14 protein-coding genes are annotated in these 14,896 nt (G+C 52.5%); 3 read left to right on the top strand and 11 right to left on the bottom strand.

Annotated elements, in window-relative coordinates; all coding sequences use genetic code 11:
- Window positions 1-4 precede the first annotated feature (4 nt).
- Window positions 5-1,171 (top strand): ROK family transcriptional regulator, encoded by a 1,167-nt coding sequence (locus BMY11_RS27125; protein ID WP_090583359.1) that lies wholly within the window; start codon window positions 5-7, stop codon window positions 1,169-1,171.
- 1,116 nt (window positions 1,172-2,287) lie between these two features.
- Here BMY11_RS27125 and BMY11_RS27120 read toward each other — a convergent pair.
- The 9 genes from BMY11_RS27120 to BMY11_RS27080 all read right to left on the bottom strand — a co-directional run bounded on the left by BMY11_RS27120 (window position 2,288) and on the right by BMY11_RS27080 (window position 11,067).
- Window positions 2,288-3,025, bottom strand: a complete 738-nt coding sequence (locus tag BMY11_RS27120; RefSeq protein WP_090583357.1) for a hypothetical protein — start codon at window positions 3,023-3,025, stop codon at window positions 2,288-2,290.
- A gap of 140 nt (window positions 3,026-3,165) precedes the next feature.
- A complete protein-coding gene (locus BMY11_RS27115) occupies window positions 3,166-4,110 on the bottom strand; it encodes a TauD/TfdA dioxygenase family protein (protein ID WP_090583355.1) in 945 nt (314 codons plus the stop codon).
- A gap of 20 nt (window positions 4,111-4,130) precedes the next feature.
- Window positions 4,131-5,483 carry an LLM class flavin-dependent oxidoreductase gene (locus tag BMY11_RS27110; RefSeq protein ID WP_090583353.1) on the bottom strand — a complete coding sequence of 451 codons (1,353 nt, stop codon included), beginning with the start codon at window positions 5,481-5,483 and terminating at the stop codon, window positions 4,131-4,133.
- 28 nt (window positions 5,484-5,511) lie between these two features.
- Entirely contained in the window at window positions 5,512-6,402 is an 891-nt protein-coding gene (locus tag BMY11_RS27105) for an ABC transporter permease (RefSeq protein WP_090583351.1), read from the bottom strand.
- Window positions 6,395-7,318 carry an ABC transporter ATP-binding protein gene (locus BMY11_RS27100; protein WP_371262955.1) on the bottom strand — a complete coding sequence of 308 codons (924 nt, stop codon included), beginning with the start codon at window positions 7,316-7,318 and terminating at the stop codon, window positions 6,395-6,397. Before BMY11_RS27100 ends, BMY11_RS27105 begins: the two co-directional genes overlap by 8 nt.
- A gap of 27 nt (window positions 7,319-7,345) precedes the next feature.
- On the bottom strand, window positions 7,346-8,407 hold the full coding sequence (locus BMY11_RS27095; RefSeq protein WP_090583349.1) for an ABC transporter substrate-binding protein: 1,062 nt from the start codon (window positions 8,405-8,407) through the stop codon (window positions 7,346-7,348).
- Between the two features lie 183 nt (window positions 8,408-8,590).
- Window positions 8,591-9,808: an MFS transporter gene (locus BMY11_RS27090; protein WP_256217800.1), complete on the bottom strand. Its 1,218-nt coding sequence runs from the start codon at window positions 9,806-9,808 to the stop codon at window positions 8,591-8,593.
- Window positions 9,809-9,831: 23 nt separating this feature from the next.
- The gene (locus BMY11_RS27085; protein WP_090583347.1) at window positions 9,832-10,251 is read right to left on the bottom strand and encodes a GIY-YIG nuclease family protein; all 420 of its coding nucleotides are present in this window, start codon (window positions 10,249-10,251) and stop codon (window positions 9,832-9,834) included.
- A gap of 51 nt (window positions 10,252-10,302) precedes the next feature.
- Window positions 10,303-11,067, bottom strand: a complete 765-nt coding sequence (locus BMY11_RS27080; protein ID WP_090583344.1) for a DUF2087 domain-containing protein — start codon at window positions 11,065-11,067, stop codon at window positions 10,303-10,305.
- 284 nt (window positions 11,068-11,351) lie between these two features.
- On the opposite strand from BMY11_RS27080, the gene BMY11_RS27075 reads away from it, so the two are divergent.
- Window positions 11,352-11,861, top strand: coding sequence for a hypothetical protein (locus BMY11_RS27075; protein WP_090583343.1), 510 nt, complete (start codon window positions 11,352-11,354; stop codon window positions 11,859-11,861).
- A 1-nt stretch (window position 11,862) separates the two neighbouring features.
- Here the strand turns inward: BMY11_RS27075 and BMY11_RS27070 are convergent, their stop codons facing one another.
- Both BMY11_RS27070 and BMY11_RS27065 read right to left on the bottom strand, forming a co-directional pair.
- On the bottom strand, window positions 11,863-12,093 hold the full coding sequence (locus BMY11_RS27070) for a hypothetical protein (RefSeq protein ID WP_090583340.1): 231 nt from the start codon (window positions 12,091-12,093) through the stop codon (window positions 11,863-11,865).
- Between the two features lie 294 nt (window positions 12,094-12,387).
- Window positions 12,388-13,623 (bottom strand): MFS transporter, encoded by a 1,236-nt coding sequence (locus BMY11_RS27065; RefSeq protein ID WP_090583338.1) that lies wholly within the window; start codon window positions 13,621-13,623, stop codon window positions 12,388-12,390.
- A gap of 205 nt (window positions 13,624-13,828) precedes the next feature.
- Between BMY11_RS27065 and BMY11_RS27060 the strand changes: the two genes are divergently transcribed.
- Window positions 13,829-14,881 (top strand): efflux RND transporter periplasmic adaptor subunit, encoded by a 1,053-nt coding sequence (locus tag BMY11_RS27060; protein ID WP_090583336.1) that lies wholly within the window; start codon window positions 13,829-13,831, stop codon window positions 14,879-14,881.
- The last annotated feature ends 15 nt before the right edge of the window (window positions 14,882-14,896 follow it).

Genomic DNA, 14,896 nt, shown 5'->3' with positions numbered 1-14,896 from the left:
GAGTATGGCGATTAAGAAAACCGGGGATTTGACGCTAGTCAAAAAAATCAATACAGCAATCGTGCTGGAGGCCGTGCTTCGTCATGCGCCTCTTTCGCGCGCGCAAATCTCGGAGCGGACCGGACTGAACAAGGCGACGGTGTCGAGCCTCGTTCAAGATCTGATCGACCGTCACCTCGTTGTCGATATTGGTCCAGGCGAATCCAGCGGTGGACGCAAGCCGAATATGCTGCTGTTCCATGCCAAGGCGGGCTACGCCATCGGAATCGATCTCGGCGTCAACTATATTCGCGGCATTCTCACCGATCTCGAAGGTACCGTCATCGTCGAACGTACGCTGCCGCTGCATACCCAGCAACAGGATAAAGTCATTAACCAGCTCATCGCTTGCATCGAAGGGCTCAAGACAGCAATACCTACCAGCCCGTACGGATTGGTAGGTATCGGAATTGGCGTGCCAGGCATTATCAATGATGAGGGTACGATTCTGTTCGCTCCGAATCTATCTTGGTCCGATGTGCCGCTGCGCACGCTTATCGAGGAACGGTTCGGCGTTCCGGTGACGATTGATAATGAAGCGAACGCCGGCGCGCAGGGCGAGCAGAAGTATGGCGCAGGCCGCGGCATTGCTACACAAATCTATGTCAGTATCGGCATCGGGATCGGTAGCGGCATTATCCTGGACAAAGAGCTGTACAAAGGCGCGTCCGGCTTCTCCGGCGAGCTTGGCCATCTGTCCATTGAAGCTGGCGGCAAGCCTTGCCGCTGCGGCAACCATGGCTGCTGGGAGCTGTATGCTTCGGAGAATGCGCTGCTTGAGCAGGCTGCTAACGCAGGCTATGACGACGATCTGGACAGTCTGTTGGAAGCAGCCGAACAAGGCAAAGAAGATGTCATCGCCTTGTTCCGGGGCATCGGAGAATGGATCGGCGCCGGCATCGCCAATATCGTCAACATCTTCAATCCAAATGTCGTCATAATCGGCAACCGGATGAGACGCGCAGAAGCTTGGATCAGCGAAGCGGTCACTGAGTCTGTCTCCAGACGCGCACTTGCGTATCACCGCGGACAGCTGCGGATTCTATATGCGGAGCTTGGGGACACGTCCGCTGTTCGCGGCGCGGCGCACTATGCGATTGACGCGTTCCTTGTGAAGATGAAGGACAGCTAGGACAGCTAGTGCGGCGGGGAGGCGAGGCTAGAGAGGATGTGCAACCTTTCTTCAGCGAACTCGCTAACAGTTGCATCGAACGCCATTAGGCTAATAACGGCACTTTCGAATTTTTAACGGATATCAGCGATGCTAATTGGCGATTTGGCAGCGAATTCTTCCGAATTGGTCCAATTAACCTCTCTGGTAACCGTTAGATTTTAAGAAGAGCTATAGGGTGCAAATAAACGCCGTGTCATCCGTTAAAATATGCGAGGGGCTGTACCTACTTGAGGTACAGCCTTTTTTGCATGTTATTAAACGAGACGGCCAGTTATCTTCGTAGTTCCGCTCTGAGAGTCCGGAAATCCGACGCTCAGTCCAATATTACCCGCAGTTTCGCTCTGAGAGTCCGTTTATCGGACTCTCAGAGCAAAAAACACGGCCATACTGACAGCTAAGTACACTGAGAGTCCGGAAATCCGACGCTCAGTCCAATATTACCCGCAGTTTCGCTCTGAGAGTCCGTTTATCGGACTCTCAGTCCCAATCGGCTAATTCCTGGTCGTGCCCGCTGACTAGCACCTTGCAATCTGGATCTACTGGCAAGTTGCGGACTGTTGGGCTGTTGGGCTGTTGGGCTGTTGGGCTGTTGGGCTGTTGGGCTGTTGGGCTGTTGGGCTGTTGGGCTGTCGCGATGTCGGACTGTCTCGATGTCACAATGTCGCCCGCGCTCATCACATGCCCGTTCCCTGCTAACGAACTACAGCAATCGTTATCCGTCCTTTTAGGCCGAGCCTAGCGCTGTAACGAACTGGTATGACGTTATTTGCTGCATATGAGCCTCTTTCGCCGAAGAATCACCAATTAGTTTTGTTACAGTTCGTTAGAATTTCATAAGTGTGATTTGGGCTGCAATAAGGAACGTACGGTTCGTTAGAGCGACACGTGCGACTCCGCGCTGTTCCGTGCTGTTCCGTGCTGTTCCGTGCTATTCCGTGCTGTTCCGCTCAGTTCCGCACTGTTCTGTTCCGCTCTTTTCCCGGTGCTTCGCTCTGCTCGACGCGCATAGCCAGAAAAAAGACCGTCCTCCCTAGCGAGGGATACGGTCTATTGCGGCATATAAGTACCATTCAGCTATGCTGATTCGTTCCGAACAAGTGGCATGATCTTCTGTACGAAAATCTCCCTGAACGCAGCTGTACTTTCAAAGCTATTCGTCGTCGATCCATTGTATAGTGTGAAATAGCGGCCCTCTCGATCAAACTGAAACTGTAGCTCCCCGAATCGTTCTTGCTTGTGATCCTGCCTCAGCTCTATCGTGATGGACGGTTCCCACAATACCGGAACGGTCTCGATTGATCTTGAATCCGCAAGCTCCTTATAGAGTTGCACGCTCTCCGTATCCCGCTCCGCAAGTGTAGCCCATAGCTTCTTTTCGTTGTCCAGAACCGTCATGTTAAAGCCTTGTTTGGTAGGATTAATTCCGCGATCCAAATATGTCGACATCTGATGCGGCGGGTCCATCAGGTGATCCAGCTTTTCAGCGAGCGGGAATAGCGAGAACAGAAACAGCATGCCGCCGAACAGCACCGCCGTCTGCTTCACCGGTCGGTTATGCTTCGTTCTACGCATCATTAAATATGCGAGCACTAAGCCGAGCGGCAGCGCGAAGCCATTGATGCGAAAAGCAAACACCGACAGCACCAAATAGCCGAGAAGCTTCAGGAAGAACAAAGGCTCTGGCACGCTAGATTTGCGCCCAGTCAGCCATACAAGAATCGCCACGAGCAGTAGCAGGACATAGCCGATCATATTGGAAACCATGACCGCTTCATGCGAGGGAGCTAATTCATGCGGTACGATGATTTTCACCACCTTTTTCCATGCGAATTTATTTGTTATTGTCTATCATAGCAAACAATTCACCCTGGAATGCAAAAAAAGCCTCTGACAGCGGCACCGCTCGCAACTAACGCGGGTACCTGACTGCCAGAGGCTATTCCTTCAAGCCATTATGCGCTTTCTACTGCAGTCTGCGGTGATGCCGGCACCTTCTTGCGGGTTACGCTGTGCTTTCCATCAATGCTGACCGGCACATCACCGTCAATCGTTACACGCCGCACGACACGGTGCTGATCGCCATAATCGTTCACAGCGTAGTGCTGTGTCGCCCGATTATCCCAGATGATCACGTCGCCTTCCGACCAGCGCCAGCGAACTGTGTTCTCAAGTCTCGTAATGTGGCTCTGAAGCAGAGAGAACAGCTGCGCGGAGTCCGCCGAGGACAGGCCGAGAATCCGTTTCACAAAATGACCGAGCACTAGCGTACGCTCGCCCGTCTCCGGATGAACACGGACAAGCGGATGCTCCGTCTCATATATTGTGGATGCGAATACTTCGCGATGCTTGGCGAGCGACACTTCATCCACTTCTTTGCTCCGATATGCCGCATAATCGTACTCATTCGAGTGGACCGCCCATAAGCCGTCTACGAGCTTTTGCAGCTCCGCAGGCAGGTTGTCGTAAGCGGCTGCCGTATTCGCCCATACTGTATCGCCGCCCGCTTCCGGCACGACAACCGCGCGAAGAATCGACGCTTGCGGGTACGCATCAACGAACGTGACGTCTGTGTGCCAAGAATCAGCGCGACCGCCATGCGCGGAGTTCAGCTCAAGCACGTAATCGGTCCCCTGCTTGATCGGCACGGTCGGATGCGCCACCGGGCTGCCGAGCAGCTTCGCGAAAGCCTCCTGACCAGCGTCATCCAGCTGTTGCTGACCGCGGAAGAAGACAACTTTATGCTTCAGCAGCGCTTCCCGGATGAAGCTGACTGTCTCTTCGTTCAAATCCGCAGACAGCTCCACTCCTCGGATCTCTGCACCGATTCTCCCTGCTACCTGGCGTACCTCGAAATTCACGTTTGCTTCCACGGCTTCATTACGTTCTACTTGGCTCATATTTATGGCCTCCTTATTAGTTAGATGATTTGGCTATTCTTCGAAATCGTTGCTGCGAACTGATTAACCGGACGGCTAAGTCCAAAATGCTCCCGTAGCGTGCTGCCCTGATACTCTGTGCGGAACAGCCCTCTGCGCTGAAGCTCCGGCACGACCTGTGATGCAAACTCCTCTAGTCCAGCAGGCAAGTATGGCGGCATGACATTGAAGCCGTCGCTGCCTCCTTGCGTGAACCATTCCTCCAACTGATCCGCAACCTGCAGCGCTGTACCCGCGAATACGCGATGGCCGCGACCGCCGGCAAGACGGTGAATGAGCTGGCGAATCGTGAGCTTCTCTCGCCCCGCAAGATCCGCAACGAGCTGGAATCTGCTCTTATTGCCGTTAATGTCGCTGACGTTCGGCAGCTCTGGCAGCGGACCGTCCAGTGGATACGTGAACAAGCTGATGCCGAGCATGTTCGAGAGCTGGGTCAGACCGTACTCAGGCACTGTCAGCTCATTAAGCTGCTGTTCCTTCTCCTTCGCTTCGGACTCCGTAGCGCCAATGACCGCGCATATGCCTGGCAGAATCTTCAGCTCGTCAGGGTTGCGGCCGTACCTTGCCGCTCTCGCTTTCACGTCGCGGTAGAACTGCTGCGCATCCGCAAGAGTCTGCTGCGCCGTGAAGATCGCCTCCGCGAACTGCGCGGCGAATTCCTTGCCGTCCTCCGACGAGCCTGCCTGCACGAGCACGGGATAGCCTTGCGGCGAGCGTGGAATGTTCAGCGGGCCGCGGACATGGAATGTATCGCCCTCATGATGGATCGCCCGCACCTTATCCGGCTGCGCGAACACGCCGGCGTCACGATCGATGACGATTGCATCGTCCTCCCAGCTATCCCATAAGCCGGTCGTAACTCGCAGAAATTCATGCGCCCGTTCATACCGCTTATGATGTGCAAGGTGCGAGTCACTGCTAAAGTTGCTGGCTTCAAAGTCACTGCCGGAGGTGACGATATTCCAGCCTGCACGCCCTTTACTGATATGGTCGAGCGAAGCGAATTTGCGGGCGACATGGAACGGCTCGTTGTAGGTCGTCGACACGGTGCCGATCAGACCAATCTGCTTCGTGACAGCAGCGAGCGCTGAGAGCAGCGTGAACGGCTCAAGTCCGACAAAAGCGCCATGCTTAATGTTGTTGTTCAGTGCAAGACCGTCAGCCAGGAAGAGTGAATCAAACTTCGCTTGTTCCGCGATTTGGGCGATGCGCTGGAAGTAAGCAAGGTCCGTTATGTTGTGCGGCTCAGTTCCCGGATGCCTCCAGGCCGCTTCGTGATGACCTGCGTTCATAATAAATACGTTGAGGTTCATTTGCTTCTTGTGCTTGCTCATTTCTTTTCACGCACCTTCCTTAAGTCACTTAGTCGCCGTAGGTCTGTTTCCACGCCGTTAATTTCCGCTCAATGTACAAGATGACATAGTTGAGAATAAGGCCGATGACGGAGATCGATAGAATGCCTGCGTACATCTCAGGGATCTGAAAGCTAAACTGCGTATATTGGATAAGATAACCGAGGCCTGATTTGGCCCCAACCATCTCCGCAGCAACGAGGACTAGTATGGACGCCGCGCCGGACTGCCGGATACCGATGAAGATCGTAGGAATCGCAGCCGGAATAATTACTTTGCGAAAAAGTGCAAGATGCGACAGTCCCATCGACTTTGCCGATTTAATAAGCAGCGGATCGACGTTCTTCACTCCGCTGATCGTGTTAAGGAGCAGCGGGAAGAAGCAAGCGTAGAAGACGATGGAGATTTTCGATGTTTCGCCAAGCCCGAGAAGCAGGATGAACACAGGCAGTATCGCAAGCGGCGCCGTGTTGCGCATCACTTCGAGCAGCGGGTTAAGATACGCAGCGACCGGCTTCCACCAGCCGATGGCAAGGCCGATTGGAACGCTGACGACGAGCGCAAGCAGGAAGCCGCCAAGCGAGCGGGATAAGCTCGCTTCCGTATGCTCAGCCAGATCGCCGGACAAGAGCAGCTGCCACCAAGCCTTGAGCACGGTCGATAGCGGCGGGAAGAACGTATTGTCTACCAAGCCCGTACGCGGCGCGATCTCCCATAATGCGAGAAAGGCGGCAATGACGATCAAATTACGAAACCATTGCTGCACCTTCACTCGTAACGCCCGGAGCACCACGCCACCATTCAATCGGCTGCTTGCCGGATTCCCCGCCTCATAGCGCCCAAGTACCTCGCCGGAGGATCTCGTCGACGTTGAAGTTGTCGTTGTCGATACGTTAGCCATCAACACCCGCTCCTTTGCCTGCTGTTTTCTTACCCGCCGCATTCAGACTCTTATTCTTCTCCTGCTCCTGCGCCCGCGACACCTCATCCTTCAACAAATCCCATATTTGATGCCGAATCCGCACGAACTCGGAGTTAGATCGCAAATCCTCCTCCGTCGTTCTGGACTCGAACGGAACCTCAATAATTTGCTTAATCCGCCCAGGCCTCGAAGTCATGACCGCTACCCGCTGCCCAAGATAGACCGCTTCTTCGATACCGTGAGTGATAAAAATAATCGTTTTCTTCGTCGCTTCCCAAATGCGCAGCAACTCGGTTTGTAACGTCTCCCTCGTCTGCGCATCGAGCGCCGCGAACGGCTCATCCATCAGCAGCACTTCGGGATCGTAAGCGAGGCTGCGCGCAATGGCGATGCGCTGCTTCATGCCGCCGGACAGCTCATGCGGATAGCGATGCTCGAAGCCCGTTAAGCCAACAAGCTGAATATATTGTCGGGCGATTTCGCCGCGCTTCTTGCGAGGCACCCCCTTCGCTTCGAGGCCGAACTCTACGTTCGCAAGCGCCGTCTTCCACGGAAACAGTGCATATTGCTGGAACACAATGCCCCGATCGAGATTCGGTCCAGTGATCGGCTTACCGTCCATTAGGATCTGCCCGCTGTTTGGTTTCGTGAGCCCCGCTAGCAGATCGAGCAGCGTCGACTTCCCACAGCCGCTTGGGCCGACAATGACCATGAACTCTCCTGGCTTCACGTCCAAATTGATATCCTGCAGCGCAGATATCGGCTGCAGCTCTTCTTTGAGATGGTTCAAGTTCCGCTGAATGCGGAATGATTTGCGCACATGCTGCAAGCTGATCTTAGCCGTCAACTCTGTCGTCTCTGCCGTTTCTATCGACTCTATAGTCTCAGTCGTCATCGCAGTTCTCCTCTCCTTTTCGCCGCACTATTTCGCATTTGCTTCGTCTTTGTAAGGATTGAATTCATTCGTGTAAAGGTCTTTCGCCTGCAGCTCGCCTTCCTTCAAATTCCCTTCCTTCACGAGCCATTCGATCCATGTTTGAAACTCCTTATCTGCGATGAGTCCACCCTTGCCTGCTACGCCTGTGCTCTTCCAGAATTTGATCGCGCCCGCATCCTCCTTGCGTCCTCGCTTCTCAATAATGCTCTCGAATTTCGCCACGACCTCTTCTCTTGGCGTCGTCCGCGCCCACTCAATGGCTTTGGCCGTCGCTTCAATGAATTTGCGAGTCGCATTCGGATTGTTCTTGATGAACTTGTTCGTTAGTACATAGCTTCCTGCGCTAAATGTGCCGAACAGATCTTTATCCTTGAATAACGGATGGATGCCGCCACGTTCCTCCGCCTTATCCCGAAGGATGCCGCCGAGGGCAGCGACGTCGATCTGCTTCGCTCTAAGCGTCTGCTCTGAAGTCACCGGTGGGACAACGACGAGTGTCACTTGGTCGATCTCATCTTTGGTCAGCCCTGCACGGTGCAGGTACTCCTTGATGACAAATTCATGATGGGCACCGAGTGTATTGACCGCGATTTTCTTCCCGATCAAATCCTTCGCCGACTTGATGGGACTGCCGTCGAGCACGTAATATCCCGTCCACGTCTGATCGTCCACGCCATAGTAGGAGATGACGGACTTGATCGGCGCTTTCGCCGCCAGCAGCTTCACAATCGCACCATTGAACGCCCCGCCAAAATCAATATCACCCGTCACAACGGACTGAATATCCTGCGGTCCGCTAATCGTATTGCCGATAAATTTCAGCTTCAGCGGAGCAAGATAACCGAGATCCTCCGCCAGCTCGGGGAAGGACACCGCGCCTACTGAGCCTTGATAGCGCAGCTCCGTTACTTCCAGACCGCCATCACTGCCTTTTGCCGAAGCCGTCGTCGATGCTGTCTTTGCCCCGCAGCCTGTTAGAACGAGGGATGAAGCGATAATGAGGGCGAAAGCAGATAAAGCTGTTTTCTTCGTAAAATACGTTTTCATAGGCGTGACCTCCTTCGGAATTTGGTCGTAAGGAAAAAAAAAAGAGACACATTCATCTCAAGATGAACGAGTCTCTCTCCGGCTATCCGGTGGATTATTTTATTATATTCCTATCGACTTACTGTGATTTAACATGATATTACCTGCTGACCCTTAACGTGTCAACAGGTATTTTTGTAAAATTTATGCAGATAGGCTCGTGTCTGGCATCTTAGGAGCCTGCTGCTTGAACAGCGGCAGAAGCGAAATCGTACCCGCCAGCATGAACAAAGCCGAGATCGTATAGATGACAGTTAACGGCAATACCGTCTTGAGCGGACCGGCGATTGCCATCATTAGCACCATCGCGCCCATGTACATCGGACCCAGAATGCCGCTGACCCGACCGATGAAAGCTGCCTCAGACCATTTCAGCATAATCGTATTAATCGAGATATGAATCATCGGGAAAATCATTCCCATGAACAGCTGCAGCGTAAGCGTAACCGGAACGTTCGTGGAATACCCGACCCCGATCGTGCCGATTGTGCAGACAGCCAGTGCGAGCGCAAGCATTTTGACTGGTGCCATCTTCTTGGACAGCACCGCAACACCAGCACCGCCGACGAGCATGCCGATTCCGCTGATCATGAGCACATATTGCAGAAACTCTTTAGGCTGACCGAGCCGCTCCGTTACGACGAAGATCCCCATTGTTTGTCCGATCCCGCCGGATAAACCGGCAAGCAGGAACGTGATGCACATGGTGCGAAGAACTCGGCTTTTCCATACATAGCTAAGGCCTTCCTTCATTTCGGTTAGGACTGTTGTTTGTTTCGCTTCGGCAGAAGGCGCCGCTGCTTCATCGCGCGGAATGCGGATGAGGACGAGCGCGGACAATAAGCTGGCGACGCCCATAATGGCAATCGAGACATTAATCCCGAAGTTCTGGAAGACAATCGTGCCAATCGTAGGACCTGCAATCATGAACAGTGCCATCAGCGTCTGGAATATTCCCATCGCGCTTTGCAGCTTCTCCTGCGGCACATAACGTTTAAACAGCTTCATCGACGATGGAGCGGAGAATTGGGAGAGCGTAGCCGATAAGAATGTGGCAAAATAGACAGCTGCCCACGACTCATAGATGAGCGCAAGCAGGACGACGCCGACAGCCGCAGCTGACAGGAAGTCGCACCAAATCATCGTTCTGCGCGGACGCCAGCGGTCAGCGAATGTGCCGCCGATAAAGGCAAACAGGAAGATCGGCGCGAACTCCGCGACCGAGATGAGCGATACGGCAACCGGATCATTGTCCGTCTTATCCGTCACATACAGCAGTATGGCGAAGTTACGGACCCATATTCCGAGTTGCAGCAAAATATTAGACATTAATATCGTTTGGAAAAATCGATTGCGGAACACAGTTTTCAAACCCCTTTATTGTTCTATTTGGGCGGCTTATTATAGCCATTCGGAATGTACGGCTGCAGCTCCTGAAGCCATTTCTGCTCCAGCTTCTTCAGCGAATCCCGGTAGGACAAGACGACGGACCGATTGAGCGCATTCGTGCCTGGAATGAGCGAGTCCTTGTAATCATTGCGGACTTCTTCTCCAAGCTTCAGCCGTTCCAGCTCCTCGAAGCGAAAATCTGCGCCAGCTTGCTCTTTGTACTCCTTCTGCAGCTCGCTATTCATGTGGCCACCCATATCAAGCGTGAATTTCTCTCGCTGCCATGCCGATTCGATCGTCGAGGAAGCAGCGACATACCGTTTGCCGTTGCGATCATTTACAATTTGATACACGCCCATTGCGCGTTGTTTCATGCCATATTCATTTTGCAGTTCCTTGCGTCTGTTTACTGTCATTTTGTGAAATCCTCCTACTTGTACTAGTACAAACCAACGTCATACAGCCTGTCACACGTTCAACCAATACGTGCTGCCATCGCTCTCTCGAGCGAGAAATTCGTAGTCGACCAAATATCGTCTCAGCGTCACATACTCCTCCGGCATAAACCGTTTGAGTAGCTCGTTAACCTCAGTTTCCTTATACTTGCGACCTTTCTTGAACGCGGTAGCGACATGGCGGAGCAGTGCTGCTTTGCGTTTCTCTTTACGGGGCAACCCGGTCAGCGGGCCAGACAAGCCTTGCGGTAGATACTTAGTGAGCAGTGCGCTGTACTCATCCCTTGTTAGGGCATATCGTTCATCAACGAGCGGAGCGCTGCGGTGGACTGGAACAAACTTCTGGCCTGCCGCTAATCCTCCGTCCATCAGCTCGATAATGGCTAGAAACAGCTTTGCTTGCTTCGCCTTCTCCTTGAGCGCAAACCGGTGATTGCGTATTGTCGAGGCACTGCCGCCGCCAGTCATCTTAACGGTGTCGGCGTCGGACATGCCTGATGCGAACGCGCCGATGAGCTCTTTCTGCAAATCAGTTAAACCTGTAAGCTTCTTGTCTAGCGCAAGCAAATATTCTAGCATGGACCCATGCTGCTTCGTAATATGCACAGCTACCGCTTTGTGGGCTTCCATAAAGCGCGAATCGAGCTGATATACGATCCCTTCTTCAAACTGCTCACCGCACACGAGGCAATAGTAGCTTTCAGTATCCGCATGATAAGCATAGCCTTGCTTGAGCTCTGTGGAAGATGCGTTGTAGAATGATTCCGATATGTTCATTTGCAAACAACTCCGTATTTAGTTTGGTTTATTTATAGATATTATATAATTATGTTTGTTTATTGGCAACCCTACTCTGCTCTTATCCGAGTGATTTTACACTCACAAGCAGATAATCACCGCTCATCCCACGTTCAATCCATGCTGAGTCCCCCTTCAATTAATGCTCCATTCGCCTCAATCCACGCTCAATCCACCCTCAATCCACCCTCAATCCACCCTGATGAACTGTAACCTTTCGCCTTTCATGTTCGTCTAGAATGAAAATAGAGGGGGATTCAACAATGAAACAGCTGCAATGGCGGTGGGTACTGCTTATTTTGATCGTTGCCTGTTCGCTTGCGTGGGCCATAAGCTTGCCTAAAACGAAGGAATGGAAGGGACAGGTATCCACGAAGGTTCGTGAACTCTCTCAAGATTCGCTGCCTGAATTTCATGTTTCTGCTGGGGATACGGTTGTTCCTGTTACCCAGGGTACATACTGCTGGGGCAATCGCGGCTGCGCCGACTATGCTTGGGGGAAAATGATGACGCGGGGGCTTGAGCCAACTGCTGTTGAAGCTGGTAAGGAGATCCACATCAGCCTTGAGGATGTACCAGTACCTTTGGATTTGATAGCGCAGCAGTTTCTCGATAACAATACGTATGAAACGGTGACTCTGGCGGATGGCGTGTTCAAAGCTCCTACCGCCCCTGGAGTGTATCACTATGGCGTATCCGCTTATTGGAAGACGGAGGACGGAAAGTACTCCAAAGGTGACAGCTCAGTTGTGTTTGTGATCGAGGTGAAGTGATTCATATACCTGCTGTAAACAAGAATGACGATGATCCAAGCTTCAAGCCACTCTGCGGTCGCTTAAAGCCTCGATCATCGTCATTCTTTGGAATGAAGTATTTGCGGCGTTTGTCCGGCTTAATTTGGGTTACCGGTTTCACGCCGTTCCAGCTGCCTCGCTGCATCCTCGGGTCGACACTGCCCTGTCTTAGCTTCTGCTCCAATCGTTTCCTTGCGTCACTCTTCGCCATGCAATATGCACGCTCCTCTAAATAGGCGATCCGCTCGTTAGCTGTCCCTTATAGCTTACGCGATCGGAGCGGTTCTGTTCAAGTCCGCGTTCGATTATAGCGGATTCACATACCAGATCTCTTCACCAACTTTTGGCGCGATTCTGATGCTGAGAGATTGTATTTGATCTCTCGGCTCTCTCCACATATACTCTCTCACCGCCCACCAAGCGACTCGCGAGAATACGCCCCCTCTCAAAAAAATACCCAAGAAACAAGTCCAATAGACTTCTTTCTCGGGTACTTTACCCACACTTATACCGTGTCCCGGCGATCTGGCGGCAGCAGGATGGCCAGCAAACCGATAAGCGGCAGGAAGCTGGAAGTCGTCATCATTCGGTCGAGCCCCCATACTTCAGCAAGCCTGCCAAGCACTACTGCGCCGAGCGCACCCATCCCGAAGGCGAGTCCCGTGATGAGCCCGGAGGCCATTCCGACTTTGCCCGGGAGCAGCTCCTGCGCATAGACGACGCTGACCGAGAACCCGGAAAGTAGGATGAAGCCGAGAATAAACGCAATCGGATATATCCACGCAAGAGGAAGATGCGGTAGGATGAGCGCGAACGGCGAAGCGCATGCCATGGATAGCACGATCATCCGCTTGCGACCGATTCGGTCTGCCATTACGCCGCCGAAGAAGGTGCCGAGCACGCCTGCTGCCATGAACAGGAAGATAGGCACCTGCGCTTCGCGGACGGACAAGCTGTATTTATTTTCAGCAAAAAATTGATAGAATGTCGAGATGCCGCTCATGTACCACGATCTTGCGAAAACGAGCAGAATAAGAATGCCAAGCGCCATCGTTACGGCGGAGCGGCTGAGCTTTACTGCAGCTGCGGCGTTACCAACGTTACCAGCTTTTGCAGCAGACCGCTTCACCGGCTTGCCATTCTGCGCCAGCTGCTCCCGATACCACGGCACGACGCGAAGCAAGATAAGAATCGCACATATTGCAAGCAGTGTGCCCCAGATCGCCCCTCTCTGACCGAGCGGCACGAAGATAAAGATCGTCATCAGCGGTGCCAGCGAACTGCCCGCGTTGCCGCCTACCTGATAGATGGACTGCGCCAAGCCTCGACGGCCGCCTGCAGCGAAGTAAACGACACGCGAGCCCTCCGGATGGAAGATCGCCGAGCCGAAACCGACGAATACGACCGCCAGCAGCACGAACAAGAAGCCCGGAGCATATGCGAGTCCCGCCATCCCTATTAAGCTAAGCCCCATTCCGACAGGCAGCATCCATGGTGCCGGTTTCTTATCTGAGAAGTAGCCGACCAAAGGCTGCATCACCGAAGACGTCATATTAAGAGTAAAAGCGATCCAACCGATTTGCCCATACGATAACGACAATGATTTCTGCAAAATAGGAAATAATGCCGCGACGACCGCCTGCATCGTATCATTCATTAAATGCACCGAACTTATTGCGAATAGAATCGCATAAATGGTGCCGGTCTGCACCGCCGCAGATCGCGCTGTAGCTGTTGCCATTTTTGCTCGTCACCTTCCCTACCTAATCTAAAAGCAACATTAGCACAGATGCGCAGTTGCTACAATTAAAGAGCTAAGCTTTCCATATTGTTCTAATAACTGGAAATGAAACCGTTGACATTGCTATGAACGACCGTTATTCTTTGATATAGTAGCATTTTCTTGTCCTATTAAATGCAATCCCAACGAAGGGGAGAATTTCATAGTGCAAACTCGACGTTCCAGAAGCCGCAGCCACCGAGGTTCCTTGCTGCGACTCACATTAGCCGGCACAATTGCAGTATCGCTGCTTAGCGGCTGCTCCTTGCTGCCAGCTGAAGAAGAAGCGCTCCAGCCGCCCATCCTTGCGAAGAAAGAAGAAGTCCACGATACTGCCGTCGTTACACGCGGCAACATGGAGTTATATCTGACTTCTATTGCAACCGCTTCATCCGATACGAACAACAATGTCTCCTTCACTGAGTCCGGAGGGATATTGAAGAAGCTGCATGTCCAGGAAGGCGATAAAGTGAAGAAGGGCGATCCGATTGCCGAGATCGACACCGGCGACCTGCCATTGCAGATCAAGCTGCAGAAGCTCACTGTGGAACAGCGTTCTCTTCAATATTCGGATGCCGTGAAGAATGGCGCAGACAAGGACCAAATCCAATTTGCCAAGATAGATCTCGAGAAGGAACAGCTTCAGCTCGGATCTCTCGAGAAGCGGTACGCGAAGGCACTGCTGCTAGCCCCCTTAGATGGCATCATTACTTACCTGAATGAAATGAAGCCAGGGGAAGCCGTCGAAGCACAGCGTGTTATGGCCGTCATATCCAATCCGAGTAAAGTGAACTTCGTCTATGAAGCAACAGACGTCAGCAAGATCAGCGCCGTGAAGCCGGGCATCGAGGTCGCTTTGACATTCGATGACAAGACGTATAAAGGAAAAGTCATTCAAACGCCAGCATCTGCGCCAAAAAGTGATGTCGAAAGCATTCAGCGCCGAAACGCGCGAGCACTAATTATTGCGATGGATGCACCGAAACCACAAGTACAGATCGGAACAATGGCTGATATTAAGCTGTTTATCGAGAAACGCGATAATGTGCTTGTCATTCCACGTGACGCACTCCAAACCATGTTCGGACGCAACTACATTGAGACGATCGACAACGACCGGGTGAAAGAGGTCGATGTCGAAGTCGGACTGAAAACAAACGATCAAGTTGAGATTAAGCAAGGCATCACAGAAGGCCAGAAGGTCATTATTGATAATTAATTTGTTAAAAATAAA

The sequence above is a fragment of the Paenibacillus sp. OV219 genome, assembly GCF_900110075.1.
Lineage (GTDB): Bacteria > Bacillota > Bacilli > Paenibacillales > Paenibacillaceae > Paenibacillus_Z.
Note: the sequence above shows the minus strand (reverse complement) of the source record. Positions and strands in the feature narration are given on the sequence as shown.

Bases quoted from the DNA above. Each gene is read 5' to 3' on its own strand.
- BMY11_RS27085 (WP_090583347.1), bottom strand. From the start codon at position 10,251: ATGACAGTAAACAGACGCAAGGAACTGCAAAATGAATATGGCATGAAA.
- BMY11_RS27125 (WP_090583359.1), top strand. From the start codon at position 5: ATGGCGATTAAGAAAACCGGGGATTTGACGCTAGTCAAAAAAATCAAT.
- BMY11_RS27080 (WP_090583344.1), bottom strand. From the start codon at position 11,067: ATGAACATATCGGAATCATTCTACAACGCATCTTCCACAGAGCTCAAG.
- BMY11_RS27070 (WP_090583340.1), bottom strand. From the start codon at position 12,093: ATGGCGAAGAGTGACGCAAGGAAACGATTGGAGCAGAAGCTAAGACAG.
- BMY11_RS27100 (WP_371262955.1), bottom strand. From the start codon at position 7,318: ATGACGACTGAGACTATAGAGTCGATAGAAACGGCAGAGACGACAGAG.
- BMY11_RS27095 (WP_090583349.1), bottom strand. From the start codon at position 8,407: ATGAAAACGTATTTTACGAAGAAAACAGCTTTATCTGCTTTCGCCCTC.
- BMY11_RS27105 (WP_090583351.1), bottom strand. From the start codon at position 6,402: ATGGCTAACGTATCGACAACGACAACTTCAACGTCGACGAGATCCTCC.
- BMY11_RS27110 (WP_090583353.1), bottom strand. From the start codon at position 5,483: ATGAGCAAGCACAAGAAGCAAATGAACCTCAACGTATTTATTATGAAC.
- BMY11_RS27065 (WP_090583338.1), bottom strand. From the start codon at position 13,623: ATGGCAACAGCTACAGCGCGATCTGCGGCGGTGCAGACCGGCACCATT.
- BMY11_RS27115 (WP_090583355.1), bottom strand. From the start codon at position 4,110: ATGAGCCAAGTAGAACGTAATGAAGCCGTGGAAGCAAACGTGAATTTC.
- BMY11_RS27075 (WP_090583343.1), top strand. From the start codon at position 11,352: ATGAAACAGCTGCAATGGCGGTGGGTACTGCTTATTTTGATCGTTGCC.